The sequence below is a fragment of the Fodinisporobacter ferrooxydans genome, from assembly GCF_022818495.1.
In the GTDB taxonomy this organism is placed as follows: domain Bacteria; phylum Bacillota; class Bacilli; order Tumebacillales; family MYW30-H2; genus Fodinisporobacter; species Fodinisporobacter ferrooxydans.
The window spans coordinates 1,418,347-1,444,047 of record NZ_CP089291.1 but is presented as its reverse complement, the minus strand read 5'-3'; the positions used below and the strand labels follow the sequence as shown (position 1 = coordinate 1,444,047).

Genomic DNA, 25,701 nt, shown 5'->3' with positions numbered 1-25,701 from the left:
CTGCCGTGGTCGCTCGTGTTCTTCTTCATACACTTTTTTGATAGTGACTTCGTATATACGGTTTTACAATGCCAGTTATTCCATGAAATCAAGTATCTGTCCATTTAACTTCCTTTTTGTTTCTCTCCAATAGGGCATGTATTTGTCCATAAGTGAAAGAAAATTCGCGTTATGGTTCCTTTCAACAAGATGCAATAGCTCATGTAAAATAATATATTCGAGACATTCAGGCGTCTTTTTTGCTAATTGCAAATTAAACCATAATTTTCGCTTGTCTGTGTTGCAAGTACCCCAACGGGTTGTCATGTATTTTGTCTGCCAGCCGTCACACTTAATACCGGTTATCTTCTCCCATTTGGGAAGAAGCCGCGCCACTTCACGTTTCAAAAGGTCACGATACCATTCTTTAACGAAACTATCCCGTTGCTTTGTAGTACTGTCTCTGCGGACAGTAAGTATCGCCTTGTCCCCTGACAGGAAAAGTGAATTTTTGCTCGTACCGTATTCAACTTGGAGAAAGTACTGTTTCCCCCAAACATAGAGTGTTTCTCCAGAAACGTATTCCCGCTCAGTCTGACGAGGCTGGGCTTCAAACTTGTTCACCTGCTCTTTGATCCAACTGGATTTTGTACGCACAAAGCGTTCAATTGCTTCGTCGCTCATATCCAGAGGAGCCGACACGGATACTTTTCCGCTAGGAGGCTTTACATACAGGTGCATGTTCTTTATGTTTTTTTTGCATATCTCAACAGGTATGCCGGAAATTATTATCTGCATCAGTATTCCTCTTGTTCACAAATGATATTGAATATCCGTTCAACCTCGGACTCGTCTTTCAATATCTTAAAGAGTTCCCGCTTAATTCGTTTTTCCTTGACTGGATTGTTCCTAAATCTATCTTGCTTGCTCCGCAATACAGCCTCATGTAGAGCGATTGCCAGTTCTTCATCTCGCCCGCAGTTATCATAGAAAGCGCGGAGCGCGCCGCTCTTCCTGATTCGTACAGGATAAGCGTCGTTCTCTTCCGGAAAAGTAACATTTCGGGCTAGTTCAATATACTTTTCGAGAAGATGCTCATAGGCGATAACACCCTCACGGCGCTCGCGGATCAGCTGCTCTAAGATAGCGGACATTTTCTCGTAGTATTTGGGATTTATGGGAATTTTTTCAACTACCTTTTTGCGGATATTATTTTCAATTGCCTCCGCAGCACCTTCTTTGTTGCCACCATCGTCTTTTAGTTTTTCTCCCTGTGCGATGATAAAGTCGAACAGGGTAAAATCATCAAAAGCTCCAAGTTTGCGGCTATCCTCGGCAATAATATAATTGTCGATTAGATACCTCATCCCCGGTTCAAACAGCTTTAGATCAATGAAATCCGCGCTAGCTTGGCCAATAATCGCTTTAAGGTCTATATAAAATTCTACTTTCTTGGAGAGTTCTTCTTGCTCGGATGGCGTATAACCCGCCGTGCTCATATCTGGCTTGATCTCTGTATACGCTCTGACAAGTCGGTTTACAAGCCGATAAAGTTGCTCGCGACTTCTTGCGAACGCCTCGTCTTCATTAACATCAATGCCGTTTTCCCCACAGAAGTAGTGAATGTAGTCAAGCTCCTTGCGTGGCAGAGCTACTCCCTCACACAAATCATCAAGTTCTTCAAGGGTCCTATCAAAGAATTTCCGCGCTTCCTCAAGGCGGTCTTTGATTAAGCCTTGTACATCTTCTTCCGCATATCCCTCAAAAGCTCCGGCTGTATACTTGTTCAACGTATCAGTCAAATCCCCGAACAACTGCTTGTAGTCCACAATGTAGCCGAAATCCTTATCTTCTCCATCAAGACGATTCACGCGGCAAATAGCCTGGAACAGCCCGTGGTCATGCATCGACTTATCAATGTAAAGGTAGGTGCAGGGTGGCGCGTCAAAGCCTGTCAGGAGTTTATCTACAACAATCAATAACTTCATATTCGCGGGCTCTTCCACAAACTTGCGCTTAGCTTCTTTTTCGAACGCCTCCACATCCTGCCCGCCGAGCATTTTCTTGTAGATTTCGTACTTTTCAAATGCCTCTGTGTCCTCGTTAGTGCTGACAGTATCAGTCCTCAAGTCTCCCTCACGAGGCACGAAAGAGGATATAATCGCACACTTTTTGAAACCCTTGGACTGGAATATCTCGTAGTATTTGCAAGCCGCATATATTGACTCCGCAACCAGAATGGCATTGCCATTGCCGTTCATCAAGCGACTTTTGGTTTCCATGTCAAAAATAATATCACGGGCTATGCTTTCCAACCGTGTGCGCGAACTAAACACCGTCTGCATGTTTCCCCATGCTGATTTCAACTTCGCCTTGGCACGGGGAGTAAGAGCAATAGTTTTTGCCTCAAACCACGCATCAATTCTCACCTGTGACGTGATGTTTTGTGGGATATCACGGGCTTCGTAGCGCAAGTCGAGAACAACGCCGTCTGCAACGCCTTCATCGTATTTATACGTATGAATGTATCCTCCAAACACTTCAATACTTGTCGCTTTATTTTTCTTGAGGAGTGGCGTTCCCGTAAAACCTATAAAGATAGCTCCTGGCAAAATGGCTTTCATCGCTCGATGTAACTTGCCGGACTGTGTCCGGTGGCACTCGTCAACAAACACATAAAACTTGCCCTTAGCCGAAAAGTTCTGCGGGAGGGTCTTGAAGAGTTCCTCGATGTACCTGTCGTAATCAAGGTCTGATATTTCTCCGCTTCGATTGCTAAACTTGTGTATGAGAGAGCAAATCAAGCGGTTTTCATAGGAGTCCAGCTTGTTGATTAAGTCCGAGCAGTTTTTCGTCCGAGCGATTTTCTCGTCTACGCCGATATACGTTTTTTCTACCTGGTCGTCTAGTTCGTCGCGGTCAGTAATAATCAGAACGCGCGCATCTGGGTCGTTTGCCAGAATCCACTTGGACAGCCACACCATCGTTAACGTTTTGCCACTGCCTTGTGTGTGCCAAATAATTCCGCCCTTGCTGTCTGCAATCTTCAGTTGCGCCTCTTTGATACCGAAGTACTGATTGTGACGGCACACTTTCTTTATCCCTTTATCAAAAATGACAAAGTTGTGGATGTGGTCAAGCAGACGCTTCTTCTGGAACATGCTATATAACTGCCAGTCCAGCTTGTCCGGTAGTCCTTTGCAGGTTTCCAAAATGTCGAGTGAGTTATTGTCGCGTGATTCGGCGTAGTTTTTCCATTCCAGATAATACTTCTCGTCCGTACCGACCGTGCCGTAGCGCAGCCCCTCGCTGCTATTGCCCGCCATCGTAAACTGAACCGTCGTAAAAAACGGCTGAATGAAGTATTCGTGCTGGTTGGTGAGATTTTGGCGGATGCCGTTAGCAACTGAAATCGTACTCTTCTTGAGTTCAATCACGGCAATAGCGATACCGTTGATATATACAACGATATCGGGGCGTTTCTCACAGTTGTCGACCACCGTCACTTCTTCAGCAACGGCAAAATCGTTCTTGCTTGGGTACGTCCAGTCTATGAAAAAGACGGTTTTCTCAGCTTCTCCGGGGTTCTCGCGCACCTTTGCGCCATATTTCAGTAGGGAGTAAACCGCCTTGTTCGCGGCATACAGCCCTGACTGCAAATTGCCCGCCGCCTTACGCAGCTCCTCCACGGCGCGCCTTGCCAACACGTCGCTGTAGCCCTGCCGACGCAGAAATGCCGTCAGCTTATCCGTTTCAATGTTACTGTTCTCATACGGCTTACGATTGCCGTAATATTCGTAGCCCAAGAGCGCCTGATTGCGGAACAGGAATATGACATGGTTTTGCGCCGTCCGTTCGGCTTCTCCGATTGTCGCCATAATCGTGACCTCCTTATAATAACGTCTGCAAGTCGCCGATTGCTTTCGCAATCTTTGAGTCGGCGAATGTTTTCTTTTGCAGCTTCGCCTGCCACTCTTTATTCGTAGCAATCAGATGTTTGATGGAAGCAACTGAAACGGGAATCCCGGCTACCTCCAGGTCGCAGATAGCCATATCCACAGTTGCGAGCAATTCCAAGTCGTCAACGGATGTGTAGCGGAACTTGTCCGCCAACCATTGAATATCGTTCTGTCTGCCCCAGCGTTCGATATAGTCGAGGGCTTGCCCAATGTTTTTCCCTTGGGTGAAAGTCGTACCTTTGCCCTTTGTCGTCGTTGTAGCGATGTAACGGTTGCTATTGGCTATCGGCTCGCCGCCTTTATAGCGAACCTCATCGGCATAGGGACCTGCCGCCTTCTTTTTAAAGGCGACTGTGCTTTTATCCTGCTTGCGGCGCAAGAGATACAAGAGCTTCTGTACTTTCTTTCTGCCAAGTGGATACCTGTCGGTGTAGAAGGCGTTCACGATCCCTGCAATCATAACCGCGTCATCAAACTGCTGGTTGTGACCCTTTTGGGCAGAAGTGGTTGCGGCAGCCTGAATCTCCGGCTTCACAGTAACCACAGCGTCGACTTCCGGTTGCGCCAGCCGAATGCGCCCGGTCAATAGCTCCTGCATCATTCCCTGCTTAATGAGCTTTGCCTTGGCCAACTTGGCGGTCATAGTTTCGATTTCGCTGTCCATATCAGAGAGAATAGTTGAAATCGCCATCTGTTCTCTGATATCAGAAGGATAGAAAATGGGTAGAGATTTTACAATCTTTGCAGTATAACTCTGCTGCTTAGTACCCTGGCAATATTGTAAAGCAAGATTATCCCCATTAAGAATGTAGTAGTGAAAAAGATAGCTTGTATCCATCTTTTCAGTACCATAAATCGCCATACAAGACTGATTAGTAGTTGCTTCGGCAGCGAGTATTGCACAACTACCTCTTGTCCCAGCCGCCTCAAGTCCAGTAATCGCCATTAAAAATGTTCCTATAGGATGAACAGTGAGGGATGTATCAGCTTTTGCCTGTTCAGAAATATGTTCAATTGTGTCATAAATTTTGTTGTAATTCAGTTCACCACTTGAGACCCACTTGATAGTGCCAATAAAATACTCTGGTTTCCCTCGATATGGCGTTGCACCACTTGTAAAACCATCTAAGACATCTTGCCATTCACCAGAAATCCAGTCCCCATCAAATCCCGGCAGTCGCCGCTTGCCTGTGAGCAGTTCCTGCATCGCACCTTGCTTGATGGCCTTCTTCTTTGCAATTAGCTTTTCGAGCGACGTGATATAACCGTCCACATCTGAAAGTGCTTCAGCGATGGCGTGTTGTTCGGATTTATCGTTTGGAAATTGAAGAGCTATCTTTGCAATGGTACTCTTATTCACACCCATTACTTTCGTGCCGACAGCATAAAACTTAAACTGAGACCTAACTTCCTCTGTCTGAAAGCAAAACTGTTTAAAGAGAGTATCAAGTTCGTCTGTTTTTGCTCTTGCGATAATAGTATGCAACCCAGAAATAAACGGCTTCCCTTGAGCATTGCGGACAACGATGTGCCTACTTACACCATCATCATCTTCGGACGCGTCAACAAATACAACATCGCCATCTTGGAGTAAAGCATTGTTAGACACTTTGCTCAGCGGTACATTAAGGCGAGGTATTGTGCTGTCGGAACAAACGTCTACATTTGTCTTAGTTGAGCCGTGAATATCCCCATAATGAAGATAGGGATAACCGACAGTTGATAACTGTGCTCTCGAAGCCGAAAACCCACCGAAAAATTCGAAGAGTTCTCCGAACGTTTTTTCATTCCATCCTTTTACCATGTGAACCCCATCCTTTCCAGATGAGATTTTACCTTCACCTCGTATTCAGCCACTTCCTCCTGAATGACGGGGAGGGTTTCCTCGTACCGTTCGGTCAGTTCGGTCACACGGTTTGCGATGCTGTGGGAGATGGCGGTGTAGAGCGCGTCGATGCCCTCGAAAATGGTATGGTACCACTTGCGGTTTACGAGCAGGTCAAGTATCTCCTCATCAGCCAGCTTACTGTATTGCTCTTTGGTTTTCTGCTCTAACACTTCTTTCAGCTTTTTGAGCGCTTTGCCCTGCTCGTCAATCATAGCTTTCTTATCGTAGAGTGATTGCAAGACTTCCCGGTCGTCCTTGCCAAGCGTTTTGTCCTTGAGAGCGGCTTTCAGGGCGGTCATATCAAGACTGCCATTGTCTTTCAAAACAGTGTTGATTACAGAGTCATCCTCCGCGCCTTCCATCATCTCGTCCAATTCGTTCTGCGCTTCCGTTATCAAAGCCTCTATCTCATCGATGGCTTTCTGCTCCGCATGGAAAAACGCCTCAACGATAATGCTGCGTGGAATCAGCTTGCCCTCCCAACCGATAACCTTTTCCTCACCTTTCTTCTTGCCGGAGGTATATACCCCCATAATATTTTCAGTTTCCCGCGCCGCTGTGTAACCGTCTTGCGAGACAATGAATACGTCATCAGCCATCACATCCTGCCAATAGGCAAGTAGCACCTGATAGACATCATATTTGTTGATCAACGTCACATTTTCAAATTCTTCAAGAATCGTCTCGGCGAGTTCAACAATCAGTTCCTTTACCTTTGTTTTATCGTCTATGTCGCAAAGCTTATCGTTTACACTGTTCTGCCATTTTTCGAACGCGCTGTCGATTCTGTCGGCGTATTGGCTGAACTCGGAATCGGAATAAATCGTGTGGCGTATATCTTCCTTCTTTACAACAGGCTGATAAAACCCTTTGCGCAAAGGGGAAAACAGCACCGATTTCAAATTGTCGAAGATACTCCAATACCGCTCCATATTATCAACGTCTAGAGCAGGAATACCACCTATTAGATGCCCCTCAATATTTTGTAAGTCCTCTGGTACACTGCTATCAATATAGCGCGGTATGTTGAGATTATAGCCGTTCTTGTCTCGGATTTCCTCAAGAGGGACGAAACGGGAGTATTTGGGCTCTTTTATCCGTTGTCCGAATGTCGTAACGATTTTATAGATATCCCGCTCACGCAGACGGTTCTTGTTGCCATCTTTAATGAAGTCACGGCTCGCGTCAATCATAAAGATGCCGTCGCGTTCGTCAGCTCCTTCTTTATCAATAACAATAATACATGCAGGGATACCCGTTCCATAAAACAGGTTAGCGGGCAGACCAATGATGCCTTTGATGTATCCCTTGTCCACTATAGACTGTCGGATTATCGACTCGGCATTACCACGGAACAGGACGCCGTGAGGTAAGATTACAGCAGCCTTTCCATTGCGTTTTAGCGACTTCAATATATGAAGCAGCCATGCAAAATCACCATTTTTCTCCGGAGGCCTGTCGCCATAACCATCGAAGCGCCCATATTCTTTGAGCCCATCAGTCCAGTTCTTCGTGGAGAACGGAGGATTGGCTACCACATAGTCAAAACGGCGCAGCGTAGTTTTCTCGTCATCATCCTCAAAAAACTGCGGGTCGGAAAAAGTACTGTAGTTGCCGGCAATCTCTCCAGCAGCTTTGTTATGCAACACAAGGTTCATTTTAGCAAGACCGGCAGTGGCAATATCCTTCTCCTGTCCGTAAATGGCAACCTCAAAAGGCGCTTCATCAGCGGCTCTGATAAGCAATGAGCCTGAACCGCAAGCTGGGTCGTATACGGATGTGTCTCTTTTTGTCGCCCGGTCAATGCCGATAACCTTCGCGAGAATCCGTGAAACCTCAGCGGGCGTATAGAATTGTCCTTTGCTCTTTCCGCTCTCAGTCGCAAAGTTGCGCATCAGATATTCATAAGCATCCCCGATGATGTCGTCACCGTCGGTACGATTGCTGGAAAAATTCAGTTCTGGTCTACGGAATATGGCGATTAGTCCGCTAAGTTTATCGACCATTTCCTGGCCTTTGCCCAACTTGGTCTCATCGTTAAAATGAGCGTTGTCGATAACTCCGCGCAAACCGTTTGCTCCAGCGAGTTTGGCAATGACTTTGTCCATCTCCTCGCCGATGTTCTTATTGCCGATAAGAGCAACCATGTCATCGAAGCTGCCCCCTTCGGGAACTTCTATGTCCGCATAAGCCACACCCTTAAACCTGTCGGAAACGTACTTAACGAACAAGAGCGTCAGAATATAGTCTTTGTATTGGGAGGCGTCCATTCCGCCCCGTAATTTATCACAACTCGCCCATAAAGAACCGTAAAGTTCGCTCTTTTTTACCGCCATATTATTTTGACTCCTTCTCTGCTGCTTCGGCGGAAAATATCCACTCGTCGTCTTTGGAAATTTTGAATTATTTTTTTACTTCCTACATTGTTCGCGGGCATCTTGCAGTTATATCCTCATTTTACTCCTGCAGATACGCCTAGAAAAAACACGAATCATTCAGTCCGCATTGTCGCGGAACATGCGTTCTAGTTGCTAATTTCGCTACAATATTTATTCTATGAAATTACGCCACAATCCTACAAGAGTCACATCAAGGTTTATCTACCAAAACTTGAAGCTTATATTATTCCATTAGATAGTATATATACCATAATTATACTTTAATGGAGGTGTAAGATTAAAGTGCTTAAAGGCTACTCTGACATTCAATTGGTGCAGCAACTCTTTCCCTAACATCCTGATGTCACTAGATATATTGAGAGTGAGTGGCTTGCCTTCTTCGATGAACTAAAAGAAGAAGGTGACTCATTCGAAACTTTCGAACTTCAACGCAGCAGCTAAATGCCCTACTTGAGCCGAATGACATGAACTTAAGTATACTAGGCTTGCGTAGTAGCCTCTGTGAACAGTGACCGGAATATGTGGATCTAGCAGGGCTCAATGACAAACAGTGTATATATCAGATTGGTATTATGCTGGCCAACGACTACATGATCATTAGACCATCAAGGATACTCTCGACCCAGAAACTGAAGCATGGCTCGCTGAACAAGCCCAATTTAAAAGCCTCTATTCCATTATATCGGAATAGAGGCTTTTATTTCACACTAAAGGGGCGATTCCGCATGAACAATCCAGTCCATCAACTACAACAGTTCTCGGACAGCTACTCGTCAAAGAAAATTCCTGCTAAACGTGTCAACATCGTCAGCCTAAAGTTGGTCCGTGAGTCCAACATCCTTTACCCAGAACGGTCCATCTGCTCGCCACGGGATGCCGTTTAAACTCCTGCATTCTTTCCTTCAGGATGCAGACAGGGAGTATTCCCTCGTCATATGCCTCGACACAAAGAACCAGGTTAATTCCATCACCACAGTAATAAGCCACAGAGTGTATTCCCTCCCACCCCCTGGTCAATCATTTGATTTTATTTTTTAACAGTCATAGCTCAATTTCTTTTTGCCATGAAAAAACCACTTCAAATCCCATTAGCTAAGAAAGTGGGTTCTTTAGGAAATTCCATTCCAAAATGAAGATCGGATAAATGCAGTACATTGATAAAATCCATCGTCTTCCTCCGAATAAAATGTATTATTATGTAACACAATTCTTGCATTTTGGGCCGAATAGGCCGAAAATGCAAGAATTGTGTTAGTAATGTATCTTCAATAAATTCGAGAATATTTCTCTTCTGCCGCTATTAGATTGATTTGTAAAATTAACAGTTTCTACCCATTCAATAAGTTTCCCAACTTTTTGATTCTCTAACTGTTTATTTTTTTGATAAGCAAAGAAACCTGTTAAATATAGAATATAATCCATTCGAGAAATATAATTCTGCAATTCATTCTTTTTGATTAATTCTAAAGCTGCTTCTAATGAATTTAATGTAAGTTCAATAATTGACTTCAATGTATTGACATCTAATCTTGTTAGAATTGCTTCCTTAGTATCTGATGGAATCGGTGCATAGTTTGTATTGTGATTACTATTTTTTTCAATTACTTCATATGCAGGATTTAATGCTGCTATAGGGTAAGAAACATTTGTAGTAAACGGTGAGAATAATTCTTCAAAACCATATCCAAAGACTTTCTCTTTAAAAGGATTTGTGTAATCCGTATAAATATCTAAATTGTGAAGTTTCAATTTTGAGAAACTCATTTGCAGCGCTGTAACTCTACTACCAGCATTATTTAAAACTTCAAACCATTCGATTTGTTCATCTTCAGTTAAATTTTCTGCAATGTTGATTGTATAATTATAGCTTCTTATTTTAGTACGAACACGTATTAAAATAGCAAATAGTTCTGTGAAACTACCTTTTTCCTGAAGGTAGTTTATTAATACATTTTCATCTTCATTGAAAAGAATACCTACAGGGATTTGGCTTTTCGCTATATTGCCCTCTACGATTATAAAAACACCCCTAGAAATATCTAGAACAATATTTCGGAAGCTGTCGTGATTAATATACGCTTTGAAGTTAGTAGTTAAACGTTGTTGACCGTCCACAACAGATTGATGATCTCCTTTAATTTCGGAAGATGAAATTAGTTCTCTATTTAAAAAAGATACTTGAGGAACATAATTATCATAATCATTGCTAATTTCATTTATTGAAATTGGAGATACAGGCGCCTTACCAAACAATTGGAAATTAAACAAATCAACTGCTTTTTGCAGTGCCCAACTTAAATCACGTTGATATAAAGGTAAGGTAATTTTATTATTTTTTATTTTTCCACACATTGTAGCAATATCCATTTGATGTGTTTTCTTTGTTGGGTTAAAACTTGTAGCTGCTTCTATTTTAGTATGTATTCTCATATGAGACTTCCTCCCCTTCTTATCCTGTTACTGTTTATGATATATCTAAATAAAATTTCCGTCAAGCTGCTTAATGTAGCAGCTATTTATATTTTTGTGTTTTTAATTTTTATTTCACATAAAATCTTATTAAATCAATGATTTATAAAATAGCTGCTATTAAAAATATATTTTTTATGCTGATTAAAATAGTTATTTTTGCGTTTTGGACAACAATTACCTGAAGATTTACTCTCATGCCTTTCTCCATGCGTTTATTTTATTTATTGATATTCCAGTACTTCCTCTATTTTAATCAAGGATTCAATCAATTTGAAAAGACCGTATGTTTTCTTGAGAAAAGAAAAAAGAACCGAGAAAACATACCAACTTTACGTTTCTAGGTTCTTTGGGATTTGTTATTTGTTATTTGTTATTTGATTCGATTCGAACTGTTCAGCACTTTCCCCAATTATTAATCACTGAATAATTAAGTCTTATGTTGATGTAAAAAAGCCCTACTACAAATTTACATTTTAAATGTTGGGGCGATCTGTTACCAAACATATTTTATAGTTACTTACTTTTATTTACTGTTACCAACTATATTTTGCGCAAACATAAGGGCAACTATTTTTGACAGAAGATACAGCCGTACTGATAGCTCCTTTTTCAAATTTATTGACAATAAAAAGTCGCCCTAAACCTTGGTAAAGGGCGACATAATGCGATTTCTCATTTATTTTGAAAAGAAATTCTCATAAATTCTGACGAGTTTCTCACTAATTCTGCAAACCCACAGTTACACCACTGCACTCCAAACCCTTCCCCTACTCCACAGTCACTGACTTCGCCAAATTCCGTGGCTTATCTACGTCATTGCCTCTTGCGACAGACGCATAATAGGCGAGCAGCTGCAGAGGAATCACGGTGACAACCGGTGCCAGGAAGTCAAGTGTGCGCGGCAGGCGGATGACTTCGTCGACGGTGCTTTCCACTTGCGTATCGTCTTCCCATGCAAGCGCCAATACGAATGCATCCCGTGCTTTGACTTCGACGATGTTGCTGATCGTTTTTTCCAGCAGGTGTGTCTGTGTTGCCAAGGCGATCACTGGAATGCCTTCTACGATCAAAGCGAGCGTTCCGTGCTTCAATTCGCCCGCTGCATATGCTTCAGCATGAATATAGGAAATTTCTTTTAATTTCAATGAGCCTTCCAGGGACACGGAAAAATCGAGGCCGCGGCCAATGAAGAATGCATCCTCTTTGTCGGCATATTGTTGAGCGAATTGTTGCACGATTGGCGCCGATTCCAGGGATTTTTCCGCTAATTCCGGCAACTGGCGCAACGCGGCAACGATATCGGCGATGGTTTGTGAATCACAAGTGTTGCGTTTTTCCGCAAGAAACAATGCAAACAAATAAAAGACGATCAATTGTGTCGTATAGGCTTTTGTAGACGCGACGGAAATTTCCGGGCCAGCCCAAGTGAATAAAACATCGTCTGCTTCCCGTGCTGCCGAACTGCCGACAACGTTCGTAATCGCCAATACACGGTTGCCCCGTTTTTTCATTTCGCGAAGGGCTGCCATCGTATCTGCCGTTTCACCTGACTGTGTAATCACGACAATCAACGTATCTTTGGAAACGATTGGGTCCGCATAGCGATATTCCGATGCGATTTCCACATTTACTGGAATGCGCGTTAATTTTTCAATGACTGCTTTTCCGACAAGCCCTGCATGCCAGGAAGTTCCGCACGCCACAATATGAATCTGATTGATGCTATTAGCGTAATTCTGGTCCCAGTCCAACTCATTAAAGACTACATGTTTTCCATCTTCGGAAATCCGTCCTGTCAACGTATCTTGAATCGCTTTTGGCTGCTCGTGAATTTCCTTTAGCATAAAATGCTCGTAGCCGCCTTTTTCCGCAGCGACTGCATCCCAAGTCACATTAAACTCTTCTTTTTGTACCAATTCGCCGTCAAGCGTGTAGCAGGCTACATCATTTTCCGTCAATACTGCCATTTCGCCGTCTTCCAAAATATATACGCGGCGGGTGTATTCCAGAATGGCAGGGATATCGGAAGCGATAAAGTTTTCTCCGTCGCCGAGGCCGACGATGAGCGGGCTTTTTTCCCGAACGGCAATCAATTTGCCTGGTTCGTCTTTTGCCATAATCGCCAATGCGAACGCGCCGTGGATTTTCTGCACAACTTTCTTGACGGTTTCAAACAAGTCTCCATCAAACAACTCTTCCAGCAGATGCGCAACAACTTCCGTATCGGTTTCGGATGTGAACACGTGGCCGCTCGCCTGAAGTTCTTCCCGTAACTGCAAGTAATTTTCGATAATCCCGTTGTGCACGACGATAAATCTTTCCGATTCATCTGTGTGCGGGTGTGCATTGTCATGGGATGGGCGTCCATGTGTAGCCCACCGGGTATGGCCAATGCCGACCGTCGCATCCAGGTTCTCCAATTGACTTTCCAAAGCAGCCAAGCGTCCCACCGATTTGCGGATTTTGATCACTTGACCGTCATGCACCGCAATACCGGCTGAGTCGTAGCCCCGATATTCCAGTTTGCTCAAACCATTTACAAGAACTTCTTGAGCCGATTGCTTTCCTATATATCCAACTATACCACACATATTTCAACATCCTCCTGATTTGTACACATTTTAAAAACACCCGGAAAACCAGCTTCAGTTTCCAAACGAAACTCCGTTCAACGTTTCATTCCATTTGCCGCTGCAGCATATATTTCGTATCGCGATGGAAACATGCACATGACAAAACAAGGCAGTGATTCGCATCGTTCCACTTGCATGAAGCTAGCCTGCAAGCTCCAAGCTTTGAAAGACAGATAAGGAATTTCAACCGTGAAAACAGACATCCGCATGTCTGTTCAGAAAAATGCCCAATCTATCATTCTACGGAAATCCATTCTACGAAAACGCCAACTACCCGAACCATAGGATGCAATATTTTCAGATGAATTCAACTCAAAAAGCATCTGTGCAGATACAGTTTGCACAGACAGAAATATGCATCCCATTTCATATGTCGTCCCTGAAGTTTCCTTGTCACACAGGTCGCCCTGTGGTTTTCAGAAACATTCTTGCGGCATGAGACTTGCTGCCGGGAGGCACCCGCCGAATCTTTCGCCAACCTCCATCCGCGTCAACTGTCTTACATTTTCCGTGCCAAGACAGTCCGGGCGCTTCAATGATCCGATCATCAGATGATCCGCATAGCATTGCTATACTCACATTTGCCCGCTCCTACCACCTCCTATAAATTAAATGTGGTTCAAACGACCAACATGTTCAACTTCCTGCTCATGCCAACTCGATGGCATGAGGCAATTCTCATAGAGCAAATACTATAGGTGCGTGTTCAAAAAGTGGTTAAGTAAGACACAAGGAGTGCGAAGCCGAAGCACGAAAAGGCGACGGAGTGTACGTGTTTGGTACATGAGTAAGCCTTTTTGGGATTCGGCAAAGCAATCCGCCGTGGAGTTTTGACTACTTTTTGTACGAAAATAACATTTTCATGTGATGCGGTGGCTGAAAGGCCACATAAGTTTTGAACATCCTCTATAGGAAAACTAAAGCCGACAATAAAAACATATATTCTTTATATGCACGAACAATCCCAGAATGTGCAAGGATATCTGCTATATTATAGAATTCCGGTAAATTACGCAAGCGCCAATTTTATTAAGAAAATTAATGTCCCAATTTCTCAAATGTTTAAGCTGATAGCATAAAGGGGCAAAAAGCATGCAGGCGAATGATCTACTTAAGATTATTTTCCCAACTCCTGACGAATCACTGTGACGATGTTTTCCACGTATTGCCGGACAGTATCCACATCCGGGCCTTCTGCCATGACGCGGACGAGTGGCTCTGTGCCGCTTTCCCGCACAAGCACTCGGCCGTCGCCGCCCAATGCTCGCTCAACTTCGGCAATGGCCGCTTGTATGGACGGATTGTGCCGCCATGCCATTTTATCTTGCACACGCACATTGATCATCACTTGCGGATATGTTTTCATAATCGTCCGCAGTTCAGACATTGGCTGCTTTTTTTCGACCAGAATATCTGTCAGCTGCAAAGCGGTCAGTACCCCGTCTCCCGTGGTATTATGCTGCAGGAAGATAATATGTCCGGACTGCTCGCCGCCAAGAATATAGCCGCCTTCCCGCATGGCTTCCATAACATAGCGGTCGCCGACGGAAGTACGTACCACTTGGATGCCCAACTGCTCCGCCGCTTTGATAAAGCCTACATTGCTCATAACGGTAGTCACGATCGTCGTATGGACAAGCTCGCCGCGCTCCTTAAGGGCTTGTCCGCAAATGGCCATACAATAGTCGCCATCGATCAAATCGCCGTTCTCGTCACACGCGATCAGCCGATCGGCATCACCATCGAAAGACAGCCCGATCTGCGCTTTCTGTTCGACAGTCGTTTGCTGAATAACTTCAGGATGCGTGGAACCGCATTGCACATTAATATTGCTTCCGTCAGGCTCCCCATTGCGCACGATCACATTGGCACCGAGTCGGCGAAATACATCCGGTCCAATGTCATATGCGGCGCCATTGCCGCAATCCAAGATGACAGTCATCCCTTCAAAACGATTGCGCACTGTGCCAATCAAGAATTTTTTGTAAAATTCAACTGCATCCGTCCGGTCATATACGCGGCCTACAGCGGCACCGATCGGCCTTGGCAGCGTATCTTGCTCCTTTAAAAACCGCTCAATCTCATCCTCCTGGGAGTCCAACAGCTTAAAGCCATCGCCGCCAAAAAACTTGATCCCATTATCTTGAACCGGATTATGGGAAGCGGAAATCATCACACCCGCATCTGCATTCAAATAGCGCGTCAAATACGCCACTGCCGGTGTCGAGACAACTCCCACTCTCCAGACATTGGCTCCTGCCGATAAGATCCCCGCAGTCAAGGCCGCTTCCAAGAGATCTCCGGACGCTCGCGTATCCTTGCCTACAATGATAAACGGCTGCTTTTTGCCTCTCGCAAGTACATATGCGCCGATTCTCCCCAACCGAAACGCCAATTCCGGTGACAATTCCGTATTTGCCACACCGCGCACACCATCAGTTCCAAACAATCGTCCCATTTTCCCGTAATCTCCTCAATCGTTCTTTGAGATTCCCTTTATATCGTTCTTTGAGATTCTATTCATTTGGAATCTCACGAATCTCCCTATACAATATTCCAATCATACAAAAGGCCTGAGAAATCCGCAATACATTGGAATTTTAAGGATTATGATTTTGCTGTAAGACTCACGTGGACAGAGCTCGGTGAAATGCCGGACATCTGTACGCCATCCGGAACCTTTGCTTGCAATGTGACCACATGTGTGCCCGCATTTAACCCTGACAAATCACCAAATACCTGAATCGAATCCGCTGTTACATGTGCCAATTGATCCGTTGTCCCGGTAACTGTAATATCTGCATTCGTGAAATTTTCCTGCATTTTTGCATTCATCGTACCTGGAGTGTTCACGAAGGTCACCGGCACGGAAAACGTAACCGATTGGGACTGTGTTTGGGATTGCCCTGGTGTTTGCGCGTGCACCGACGCCACTTTTACATGAACGGTTGCGGTGGACGGCTGCATGTCCGTAACTCCTTGCAGTGCAGGAATCGTCACTGGGAACGTTTTGTCTTGATCAAGTCCTGTCACATCCACAGCAGGCAGCTGCAAGGCAGTTCCCAGTTTCGCCAATACATCCGGCGGCGCCGACACTGTTACATGATCTGGAGACACGGTGATCCGATCTACGACCATGCCATTCTTGACACTCCCGGTTATGGACGGCTGCAAAACGAGACTTTTTGTCGGCGCATGGATCGGTATGGTGACATCGACCGATTTGACTCCCAGTTCAATCTCCGCCACCTGTCTGCCGCTGCCATCCACGGGCACTAACGGAACATTTTGGTGTACGGTCTTTTCCGATCCGTCCACAGATACAATCGCTTGTACACCAACGACACGGTCGACCATTTCTTTTGGCCCTGATATGGCAACATCAGAGATGTTCAATGTCGGGGAATCAGCCGTATACCCATTCCCCGGCTTTCCTACAACGCCCACTTTTACATGAACCGACTTGGATTCTTTTTTCTCAATCGTGACGGTTGTAACGTCCGGGATAATTTGATAATGTATCGTATCAGGAATATTTTGCAATGAAATCGCTACTTGATGAAACCCGGGCGCATAACCGCGGATATCCGCAACCGCTTTGATGGAAAAAAGTGAAGTCTGCAATTGTGTTATATCAAACGTGCCGCCTGTAACAATCACGTTTACTTTTGAAACACTGTTTGAAACAACGTATTGGTCAGAATCACTGACGATCGAAACCGGAATTCCCGTCAGTGATTTGGAATATGTGGACGAAGTTCCGCTGCTTCCTCCACTGCTTGGTCCGACAGCGAACCAAAGAATAATCGCAAGTATCAGCGCAATCAAACGAACGACATACGTATTCTGCAAAAACTTGTCCATTACGTTCCCGCCTTCCGGAAAAACGAAAGTCCTGAGGATTTGGGCTGCACAAACAAATTCAACAGCATTTCCCGGAATGATTTTTCATCGAGATTGCGCATCAATTCTCCATTGATTGCCAAAGAGATTTGTCCCGTCTCTTCCGACACGATGACGACAACTCCGTCCGAGTGTTCCGACAAGCCGATGGCCGCCCGATGACGGGTCCCCAACTCTTTGCTGATATCCCGATTATCGGAGAGGGGAAGATAACAGCTGGCCGCAATGATGCGATTGCGCCGAACCATGACAGCACCGTCATGCAGCGGCGTGTTGGGAATAAATATATTGATCAGCAATTCCGAACTGACCAGTGCTTCGACTGAGATTCCAGTCTCCATATACTCGCTCAACCCGGTTTCCCGCTCCATGGCAAGCAATGCGCCGATCTTATTCTTAGACAAAATTTGAGCCGCTTTCGTAATCTCATTAATCACATTTGTCATATCAATATCGGTGGCCTCATGAATCGTTCGGGCAAAAAAGCTGCCTCTGCCCAATTGTTCCAGCGCCCGGCGCAGCTCCGGCTGGAAAATCACAGGTATGGCAAATAAGCCGATCGTCAGGATTTTATCGAGCAGCCAATTTAACGCGCGCAAATGCAGCACATTGCTGATCATGGTTGCCAAAAGAATTACAATGACGCCTTTTAGCAATTGCACCGCACGCGTACCGCGAATCAACAAAATCATGCGATACAAAACATAGGCTACAATGACAATGTCGAGCCCATCAAATACAGTAAATTTTTTAATCACGTCAAGAAATTGATTCACGAAAAAAACCACCTATAGCTCTTTTTTCAAGGGAAAAAGAAAAGCAGGGGCACCCCCGCCAAACCCTCTTTAACGAAACCACCTTACAATAGTATCCCACATTTTGCCGAAGTAGTACTGAGTCGTTTGCCAAAATGCATGAATTTCTTCCGTATGTCCCCGAATCGCCGCACCGGATGCCAGTATGACATGTCCATTTAGTGCAGTCACATTCCCGTCTACTTTTCCGTGGACGATAACATCGCCGTTGGAGATCGTCAAATTGCCGCGATACACCATGCCGGTAGGTATGATGACCTGGTTATGAACAATCGAAAGCCTGGCATCCGGAGCTGCGTCAAGAACGGAAAACTGTCCGGGTTCTGCCCACCAGACACCTCCGATAAAAGCAAGGCAAATACATGCTGCGATTACGATCCCTTCCCGCATGTGCCATCGAAACATCCAACTGCGGCGATTGCCGAAATTGTGACTGATCTGCCGCATCACGTTCCATGTAATGGATTGCGGCGCTTCCAACCATTCCAATCCACGCACCGCCCCGATTGTATGTGTAAGCATTTGCATATGTCGGTCACATGCAGGGCAGATCTGCATATGCTCCATGAATTCTTCATCTGGTTGGCTGTTTGTCTGATCCAGAAGATCATGCATGACAGCTTGTGCATCCTTACAAACCACAGGAGGCACCTCCCTAGGAGTATTATATATTATACCTTACGAATTTTTTGTTTGGAATTCGATCTCCCCATTATCTCTTCCAAAATCCCTTTTAACGCTTCTCTGCCCCGATGCAATCGCGTCTTGACCGTAGCGGCCGGGATACGCAAAATCTCGGATATTTCCTGGACGGATCGATCATGAACATACTTTAAAAGAATGGTCGCCCGGTATGCAGGCGGCAACTGGAGAATGGCAGATTGAACCTCATCTTGCGTCTCACTGCGCACAATCTCCTCTTCCGGCGTCAATTCATCACTGCTGATGGTATGATACAGTGAGATCTCGTCAGGATCATTTGCAGCATCAAGAGACTCGTCGATTTTCCTTTTGCGCAGGCGATCGATGCTAAGATTCGTTATGATTCGGTAAATCCATGTAGTAAATTTATAGCTGGAATCATACGTTTTCAAATTTGCATATGCCCGCAAAAAAGCCTCTTGTACGGCATCTTCCGCCTCTTGCCGATTACCGAGCATGCGAAATGCGACATTATACAATTTATCTTTATAGCGTTCCACAATCTCCGCAAATGCTTGTTGATCCCCGCGTTTGGCACGCTTGATCAGCTTTATTTCCGATACTTCCATGTATAGAAACTCCCCTGCAAATTTGCCGGTACTTTTATATACGAAACAAAAACAAATAAGTTTCAATCTTGTTCAAAAATCTGTCCATTTAGTATATCATTGAAATCTTTACATTGTTGCAAAAACCGATAAAAAACTTAATAAAATATTCTTGGCGATTATTCAGCGGCAGAAAAAAGAGGCCTGTGCAATATACCAGACCTCAATCCAATCAAATACAAAACGATCCATTGTTAAATCAAATACTTCTTACTTCCCTTTTAAGCGCTATTTAGTTGTTTACAGGCGCTTTTTCTCTCAATCCTTCAATCAATACCGCCGCCACTTCCGGTCGACTGAACTCTGGCGGCAATGCTTCGCCGTTGCGGAGTTTTTCTCGCACTTTGGTGCCTGACAATGTCAAATGCTCGCTTGCATCATGCGGGCATGTCTTCGTCGATGCCATGCCTGCACATTTTTTACAATAGAAACTATGTTCAAAAAACAATGGCGTAATCCCCAGTTCTTCTGGCTGAAACTCTCTAAAAATAAGCTGGGAATCATATGTGCCATAATAATTGCCGACACCTGCATGGTCGCGTCCGACAATAAAATGTGTGCATCCGTAATTTTTGCGAACCAGTGCATGGAAAATTGCTTCCCGCGGTCCCGCATATCGCATCGCTGCCGGGAACACCGCAAAGAATACGCGATTTTTCGGGTAATAGGTATTCAGTAATACTTGATAACTGCGCATACGAACATCTGCAGGGATATCGTCCGCTTTTGTCTCGCCAACCAATGGATTCAAGAACAATCCGTCGACGATTTCCAATGCGCATTTTTGAATGTATTCATGAGCCCGATGAACCGGATTGCGGGTTTGAAACCCAACGACTGTTTTCCATCCCAAATCTGCAAACGCTGCGCGAGTTTCCCGCGGATCCAAGTAAAATTCTGCGAATTCCGTTGGCTGCTTGCGATTTAATAATGTAATCGTACCGCCCACATAGTAGTCGGGACGTTCATAAAGCTTCTTGACTCCCGGGTGTGCAAGTTCTGTCGTCCGATATACCGCCCGTGCTTCCTTTTCTTTGTCATATGTGTATATATCGGAGATCGCTATCGTGCCGTAAATCTTTTGATCAATTGCTCCGACAAGCGCTGCCGTTTCCCCAACCGTTAACGTATTTGCAGTCACATCATCCACAGGCAATACGATTGGAATACTCCAAACCGCCCCATTCTTCAAATGCATCGTGTCTAATACGGAAAGATAGTCCACTTCCGCCATAAATCCTTGCAATGGAGAAAAAGCGCCAATCCCAATCAATTCCAGATCGGAAATTGTCCAATTGGTAATCTCGATTTTTTTATAAGATTGAGCGGCTGCCAGAGCCTCTTCCCTTGCCGCTCCTGTCAGTTGACGATTGATTAATGTACCTCCATGTGCTGCAATCGTTTGTGTCATTTTTGATTCCTCCCATCCTATCATAACACGCCAAGCATCTGCATGCTTGTTCCCATTAATAGCATTAAAATACAAAATCGGATAGCTGCATCCGGAATTTTTTTACTAATCCGACTTCCCATCAAAATCCCTGGAATGCTTCCCAGCAGCAATTGTAAAACCATATGAATGTTGACATTGCCGATCGCCGCATGGGCCAATCCGGCCGTACCTGTTACGATGACTGCCTGTAAAATATCCGTTCCGACCAATTGTGCTGCCGGCAGTGGATACATCACCAAGAGCGCCGCCATAAACACGGTACCACTCCCCACAGATGTGAGACCCACCAGCATCCCGCCGACGAACCCCAACAATACCGTATGCCGTTTCTGTCTTCCCGGATCCCTGGCATATGCAGCGCGGATTGACACATCATTCTCTGCGTTCCGTTTGCGAACCATATTCCAAACCATCCATCCGGTAAGCCCCAAATAGGTTATGCCCAATCCATCAGAAATGATGTGCTGAAAATCATTTGCGGAAAATACACGGCGAAGTGCGTCAAGAATCGATACCCCAAGCAATGCTCCCGGTACACTGCCAAGTGCCAGGAGCTTTACGATTGAAAAACGAATCGTTTGTTGCCGCCAATGTTGCATCGCGCCGAATAATTTCGTGATCGAAGAGTAGACCAAATCTGTACCCACTGCAATCGACGGCGATACACCGAAAACAAATATCATGAGCGGGGTCATGATGAGTCCACCGCCCATACCCGTGATTCCAACCAGGAATCCTACGACCCAACCGCCGATTGTCACTTTTAGATCCATTTGATCACACTCTTTCCATCATGAACCAATATGCGAAACGTTAATTTTTCATATGCAATCCGCATTCCGTCTTCTGAAAACCTGCCCAGCGGCCTGCCCGCGGATCTTCCCCCGGCTTTACCTGACGTGTGCAATGAATGCAGCCAATGCTCGGATATCCTTGATCATGCAGTACGTTGTAAGGAACGTTATTTTCTTTGATATAGTCCCATACTTGCTCATTGGTCCAGCTTGCCAACGGATTCAGCTTGACAAGCCGAAACCGTTGGTCTGATTCCACCACCTTGGCGTTTGCTCTTGTCGGCGCTTGATCCCTGCGAATCCCGGTAATCCACGCTTTGAGCGGCAGCAATGCACGTTCCAAAGGCTCGACTTTGCGAATGTTGCAGCAAGAGTTCGGGTCGAATCCCCAAAGTTCAGCGCCGTATTGCGCCTTTTGTTCTTGCAGTGAAAGCAACGGACTGTATTGAATCAATTGCTGCGGCTGATAGCGTTCAATGATCGCGTCCCGTACGGCATAAGTCTCCGGGAACAGAACATCGGTATCCAAATAAAAGATTTTAGCGGACGGATTAATTTTCATAAGCATATCCACCAACACAACATCTTCTGCCCCAAAACTGCAAGCAAGCGCAATTGTATTTCCAAATGTCTCAAGTCCATAACGTAGAAGTTCTTGTGGTGATGCGTGTTCAAACTGTTCTGCTGCAGATGCAATTTGCTCCTGTGTCAAGGAGATTTCTTTTGCTTCAAGTAGTTGTTGATTTGACATCTTGCGGTCCTCTCCCTTTATGATAAGAAATTTTAATTCTTCGCATTAGAATTTTTTATCATAGGTTCAAAAAAATTTCCCGAAACAAATTCTCTTTATCCTATGTTTTCTAGGCGAATTTGGAACCTTACAACTTGTTTCCATTTGTCTTTGGTCATTTTTATTTTTATTAAACATACCGAAATACTATGAATTAATTTCTTACTTATACTTTACTATTCCGATACGGAATTAGTCAATAAAAAATTTATCAGATAGCTAACATCTATATTTTCGGATCTCAGTGAATAAAAAAAATTGCTGAATACTCGATCCAGCAACACATTACTACTATTCGTCTTTTGTTGTAGAAATTCACATTACTTCTGCTGTAGAAATTCCGATTAACGATTCGGAATTGTTGAAGCCGGAGTAGCTACAATGATCTCGCGTATAGACTGTTTACACTCCTCCAAATCGGTTGCATCGACATAGTGAATCGTTCCGGTGTATTGTTCAAATGCATGTTGATATCGGGAATCATAATAATCCCGCAGCAAGCTCTCAATCAAATCTTCATACCGCTGCTCTTGTAACGCACACCACCAGGCATGACGCAGATCGGGCGACACCCGTTTTTCAATCCGTTTGAGTGCAAAACTTACCTTGTCATCCATGTCATCGATATTTACCGGGTACTGCATAAGTGTTCGCTGCACACGTATCGAAAGCGGTGCTTCCAGGTATATATGCAGCCCCAGGGCCTTCGCTTCGACTAAAAACTCAGGCAGCATCACACGCCCAATCCGTTTGCTTTCCGCTTCAATGATCATATACGGCTGTCCTTTCAACCGCTTCAATTCCTCGTATAGCAAAGCCTCAAACATCCGTTGATTCCGAACATCCGTTTCACCGATCGCACCAAAAACGGAACCCTTATGCCCCGCTAATTTTTCGAGATCTAATACCGGCCAACCTTCTTCATGCATTTGCTGCAAAAGCATGGTTTTCCCCACGCCGGTCATTCCATGCAATACTACACAGCGTGGAACCGGTTCATCCCGTTCATACGTTAGCAAGGATTCGGCAATATGATTGCGGAATGCACGGTACCCTCCAGTCAACCGATAGACAGAAACGTCCATTAAATCCATGATCGTTGCAACCGTTTTGCTGCGCATTCCTCCACGCCAGCAAAAAACAATCGTATCCCGCCCGTTTTCCTGCATGGATCCAATCGTCCGGACAAGGGCAGGAAGTTTTTTCGATGCGATTTCCAAACCTAAAAGCTTGGCTGCTTCCTGACTTTCCTGCTTATAGACCGTTCCAATTTGCGCCCTTTCTTCATCGTCAAATAATGGTACATTGATGGCGCCAGGGATCGTCGCTTCCCGAAACTCGTCAGGTGAGCGTACGTCAATCCACAAAGGATTCATCAACTGCTCAGCATTTTGAATTTCTATGTCACGAAACATTGCATCTACCTTCATTTCATCAATTTGGTCATGTATGTTCACATGTTGATCTTACCAAGCATATTCATCGAATTGCACATGTTCTGCGAATGATAAGAATAAACGTTTCTCCATAAAAAAGGATAAACATTTCTCCATAAAATAGGTATGTTACAGAAACATTCGTCCTAAACTTTTTACAAGAAGATTTTTCATTTATTTTCTTCTTTTTCATGGAATGGCTAATCTTTTGTATGTTACAATCTCTATGAATTGATGCCGATCGGGATTGGAGGCTCCACGTGGGTGAACATATAATTATAGGAATTATATCAACATACGGATATATCGGTCTATTCCTTTTGCTCACATTAGGTATTGTGGGAATACCCGTGCCTGATGAAGTGCTGTTGATGTTTTCCGGATTTATGGTATCAAAAGGCGAGTTAAATTATCTGGGAATTCTTTTCGGAGCATTTTGTGGAACATCTGTCGGCATCTCATTAAGCTTTTATATCGGACATGCTGTAGGAATGCCATTGATCCATCGATATGGAAGCAAAGTAGGCATTACCGAAGAAAAAATTCGAAGAGTCGAAGAATGGTTCCATAAAGTCGGGAAATGGACGATTTTCTTCGGGTTTTTTATTCCCGGTTTCCGTCATCTGACTGCATATAGTGCAGGTATTGGCAATATGACGTATAAAGAGTTTGCATTATATGCGCTGCCAGGCGGATTATTCTGGTCCTTCGTTTTCATTACGATCGGAAAATCCGTTGGAATGCACTGGCGAAAAGTAGAACATATGATTCACCATTATGCCCTCTGGCTAATACCTTTTGCTGTGGTTTTGGCGATTGCCTCTTACATATGGTTCCGAAAAAAAAAACCTCAGTGATCGGATAATCGATACATATATTGGGAGGATATAACGTGGAAGATTTTGAGTTGTTATTAATGAGCTGGACACAACTGACTGCATTAGAAATGATTGATCCGCATGATGAACATGTAAAAGAAAAACAAACGATAGAGGAAGCGTTATTGGCTGATTTTGACATCACTTCGCCTAAATTGATCAACCGTACGCTGACAGTGTATAAAGTATCCTACTCTCAAAAAGAGGAAATACATGAGATTTCCTTTGGTGCAGAAGAAGTGGAAAGTATTTACGATCTGTAACATGCTTTCCACCGTAACCTGCATACTGACTACCCTTTTTCGTTTACGCGATTCGATCATTCCGCCTTATTGCCGCTGCAGCAAAAATGCATGCATCAAGACAGGTGTAACAAACCCTTCAATGCAAGCTGCAACGAGCAATACCGCACTGACTGCAATGAGAACCGGAATATACTCATGGACTACGTAGCGCAAGCTCTGGCCGCGACTCATTGCGGGAATCGGCCGGATCATGACAAATCCCAGCTTCATCGCAATCGATGCAGAAAAGATGAAAGCAGGAATTTCAAGAATGCCGTGTGGCAAGATGCCAAACAGCAACACCTTCCAGACGCTCAAATGCATCTCTGTCGTAATTCCGCTCACAACATACCCGACAAGTAATCCGTTCGTAAAAATCATAAAAATTGGAAACAAACCAAAAAATATACCTAAGAGCGGCACATAAATAATGCCGACCTCAAAATTATTGAAAAAAATCTGCATTGTTGTATAAAGCGGATTATTCCTCTGTTTGATATCGCCGGCAATCGTCTTTAAATGTTCCAATTGCGATTGCATAAATGGGTGCAAAGCATGGCGGTCTATCCCCCCCAAACCAGCTCCCGCAAAGAAAATCAGAGTCATGGCAAGGATATATCGGTAATTGGCTTTCAGTATTTTCCCTATTCTCATCCGAATTACTCCCTACGTTCCTCCCAAAGATTGTCTGCATAATTTTAACATTTC

Annotated in this window: 19 protein-coding genes and 1 pseudogene; 3 read left to right on the top strand and 17 right to left on the bottom strand. The window is 44.4% G+C overall.

Features of this window, described 5'->3' with window-relative positions; genetic code table 11:
* Positions 1 to 75: 75 nt before the first annotated feature.
* The 4 genes from LSG31_RS06850 to LSG31_RS06835 are packed head-to-tail and all read right to left on the bottom strand — an operon-like array spanning position 76 to position 8,162.
* Positions 76 to 777, bottom strand: a complete 702-nt coding sequence (locus LSG31_RS06850) for a M48 family metallopeptidase (protein ID WP_347438639.1) — start codon at positions 775 to 777, stop codon at positions 76 to 78.
* On the bottom strand, positions 777 to 3,857 hold the full coding sequence (locus LSG31_RS06845) for a type I restriction endonuclease subunit R (protein ID WP_347438638.1): 3,081 nt from the start codon (positions 3,855 to 3,857) through the stop codon (positions 777 to 779). The genes LSG31_RS06850 and LSG31_RS06845 overlap by 1 nt, the downstream gene beginning before the upstream one ends.
* A 13-nt stretch (positions 3,858 to 3,870) precedes the next feature.
* Complete coding sequence (locus tag LSG31_RS06840; protein WP_347438637.1) at positions 3,871 to 5,742, bottom strand: restriction endonuclease subunit S; 1,872 nt, start codon at positions 5,740 to 5,742, stop codon at positions 3,871 to 3,873.
* Positions 5,736 to 8,162: an HsdM family class I SAM-dependent methyltransferase gene (locus LSG31_RS06835; RefSeq protein WP_347438636.1), complete on the bottom strand. Its 2,427-nt coding sequence runs from the start codon at positions 8,160 to 8,162 to the stop codon at positions 5,736 to 5,738. Before LSG31_RS06835 ends, LSG31_RS06840 begins: the two co-directional genes overlap by 7 nt.
* 788 nt (positions 8,163 to 8,950) lie before the next feature.
* Between LSG31_RS06835 and LSG31_RS06830 the strand changes: the two are divergent.
* Positions 8,951 to 9,194, top strand: a pseudogene (locus LSG31_RS06830) (DNA repair protein RadC); the annotation flags it as partial.
* Between the two features lie 282 nt (positions 9,195 to 9,476).
* On the opposite strand, the gene LSG31_RS06825 reads toward LSG31_RS06830, so the two are convergent.
* From LSG31_RS06825 to mnmH, 12 genes are all read right to left on the bottom strand, one after another.
* Complete coding sequence (locus tag LSG31_RS06825) at positions 9,477 to 10,655, bottom strand: DUF262 domain-containing protein (RefSeq protein ID WP_347438635.1); 1,179 nt, start codon at positions 10,653 to 10,655, stop codon at positions 9,477 to 9,479.
* 809 nt (positions 10,656 to 11,464) lie between these two features.
* A complete protein-coding gene (glmS, locus tag LSG31_RS06820; protein ID WP_347438634.1) occupies positions 11,465 to 13,288 on the bottom strand; it encodes a glutamine--fructose-6-phosphate transaminase (isomerizing) in 1,824 nt (607 codons plus the stop codon).
* Between the two features lie 435 nt (positions 13,289 to 13,723).
* On the bottom strand, positions 13,724 to 13,909 hold the full coding sequence (locus tag LSG31_RS06815; protein WP_347438633.1) for a hypothetical protein: 186 nt from the start codon (positions 13,907 to 13,909) through the stop codon (positions 13,724 to 13,726).
* Between the two features lie 538 nt (positions 13,910 to 14,447).
* Entirely contained in the window at positions 14,448 to 15,788 is a 1,341-nt protein-coding gene (glmM, locus tag LSG31_RS06810) for a phosphoglucosamine mutase (RefSeq protein ID WP_347438632.1), read from the bottom strand.
* Positions 15,789 to 15,937: 149 nt separating this feature from the next.
* Entirely contained in the window at positions 15,938 to 17,194 is a 1,257-nt protein-coding gene (locus tag LSG31_RS06805; RefSeq protein ID WP_347438631.1) for a CdaR family protein, read from the bottom strand.
* The gene (gene cdaA, locus LSG31_RS06800; RefSeq protein WP_347438630.1) at positions 17,194 to 18,009 is read right to left on the bottom strand and encodes a diadenylate cyclase CdaA; all 816 of its coding nucleotides are present in this window, start codon (positions 18,007 to 18,009) and stop codon (positions 17,194 to 17,196) included. Before cdaA ends, LSG31_RS06805 begins: the two co-directional genes overlap by 1 nt.
* 69 nt (positions 18,010 to 18,078) lie before the next feature.
* Positions 18,079 to 18,690 (bottom strand): anti-sigma factor, encoded by a 612-nt coding sequence (locus LSG31_RS06795; RefSeq protein WP_347438629.1) that lies wholly within the window; start codon positions 18,688 to 18,690, stop codon positions 18,079 to 18,081.
* 29 nt (positions 18,691 to 18,719) lie between these two features.
* Positions 18,720 to 19,319: an RNA polymerase sigma factor SigW gene (gene sigW, locus LSG31_RS06790; RefSeq protein WP_347438628.1), complete on the bottom strand. Its 600-nt coding sequence runs from the start codon at positions 19,317 to 19,319 to the stop codon at positions 18,720 to 18,722.
* 271 nt (positions 19,320 to 19,590) lie between these two features.
* On the bottom strand, positions 19,591 to 20,769 hold the full coding sequence (gene sat, locus LSG31_RS06785; RefSeq protein ID WP_347438627.1) for a sulfate adenylyltransferase: 1,179 nt from the start codon (positions 20,767 to 20,769) through the stop codon (positions 19,591 to 19,593).
* Between the two features lie 20 nt (positions 20,770 to 20,789).
* Positions 20,790 to 21,584: a sulfite exporter TauE/SafE family protein gene (locus tag LSG31_RS06780; RefSeq protein WP_347438626.1), complete on the bottom strand. Its 795-nt coding sequence runs from the start codon at positions 21,582 to 21,584 to the stop codon at positions 20,790 to 20,792.
* Positions 21,585 to 21,624: 40 nt separating this feature from the next.
* Positions 21,625 to 22,356, bottom strand: coding sequence for a phosphoadenylyl-sulfate reductase (locus LSG31_RS06775; RefSeq protein WP_347438625.1), 732 nt, complete (start codon positions 22,354 to 22,356; stop codon positions 21,625 to 21,627).
* Positions 22,357 to 22,739: 383 nt separating this feature from the next.
* On the bottom strand, positions 22,740 to 23,810 hold the full coding sequence (gene mnmH, locus LSG31_RS06770; RefSeq protein ID WP_347438624.1) for a tRNA 2-selenouridine(34) synthase MnmH: 1,071 nt from the start codon (positions 23,808 to 23,810) through the stop codon (positions 22,740 to 22,742).
* A 281-nt stretch (positions 23,811 to 24,091) separates the two neighbouring features.
* Between mnmH and LSG31_RS06765 the strand changes: the two genes are divergently transcribed.
* Entirely contained in the window at positions 24,092 to 24,688 is a 597-nt protein-coding gene (locus LSG31_RS06765; RefSeq protein WP_347438623.1) for a DedA family protein, read from the top strand.
* 35 nt (positions 24,689 to 24,723) lie between these two features.
* Positions 24,724 to 24,972 (top strand): hypothetical protein, encoded by a 249-nt coding sequence (locus LSG31_RS06760; RefSeq protein WP_347438622.1) that lies wholly within the window; start codon positions 24,724 to 24,726, stop codon positions 24,970 to 24,972.
* A 66-nt stretch (positions 24,973 to 25,038) separates the two neighbouring features.
* Here LSG31_RS06760 and LSG31_RS06755 read toward each other — a convergent pair whose 3' ends face one another.
* Positions 25,039 to 25,647 carry a stage II sporulation protein M gene (locus tag LSG31_RS06755; RefSeq protein WP_347438621.1) on the bottom strand — a complete coding sequence of 203 codons (609 nt, stop codon included), beginning with the start codon at positions 25,645 to 25,647 and terminating at the stop codon, positions 25,039 to 25,041.
* Between the last annotated feature and the right edge of the window lie 54 nt (positions 25,648 to 25,701).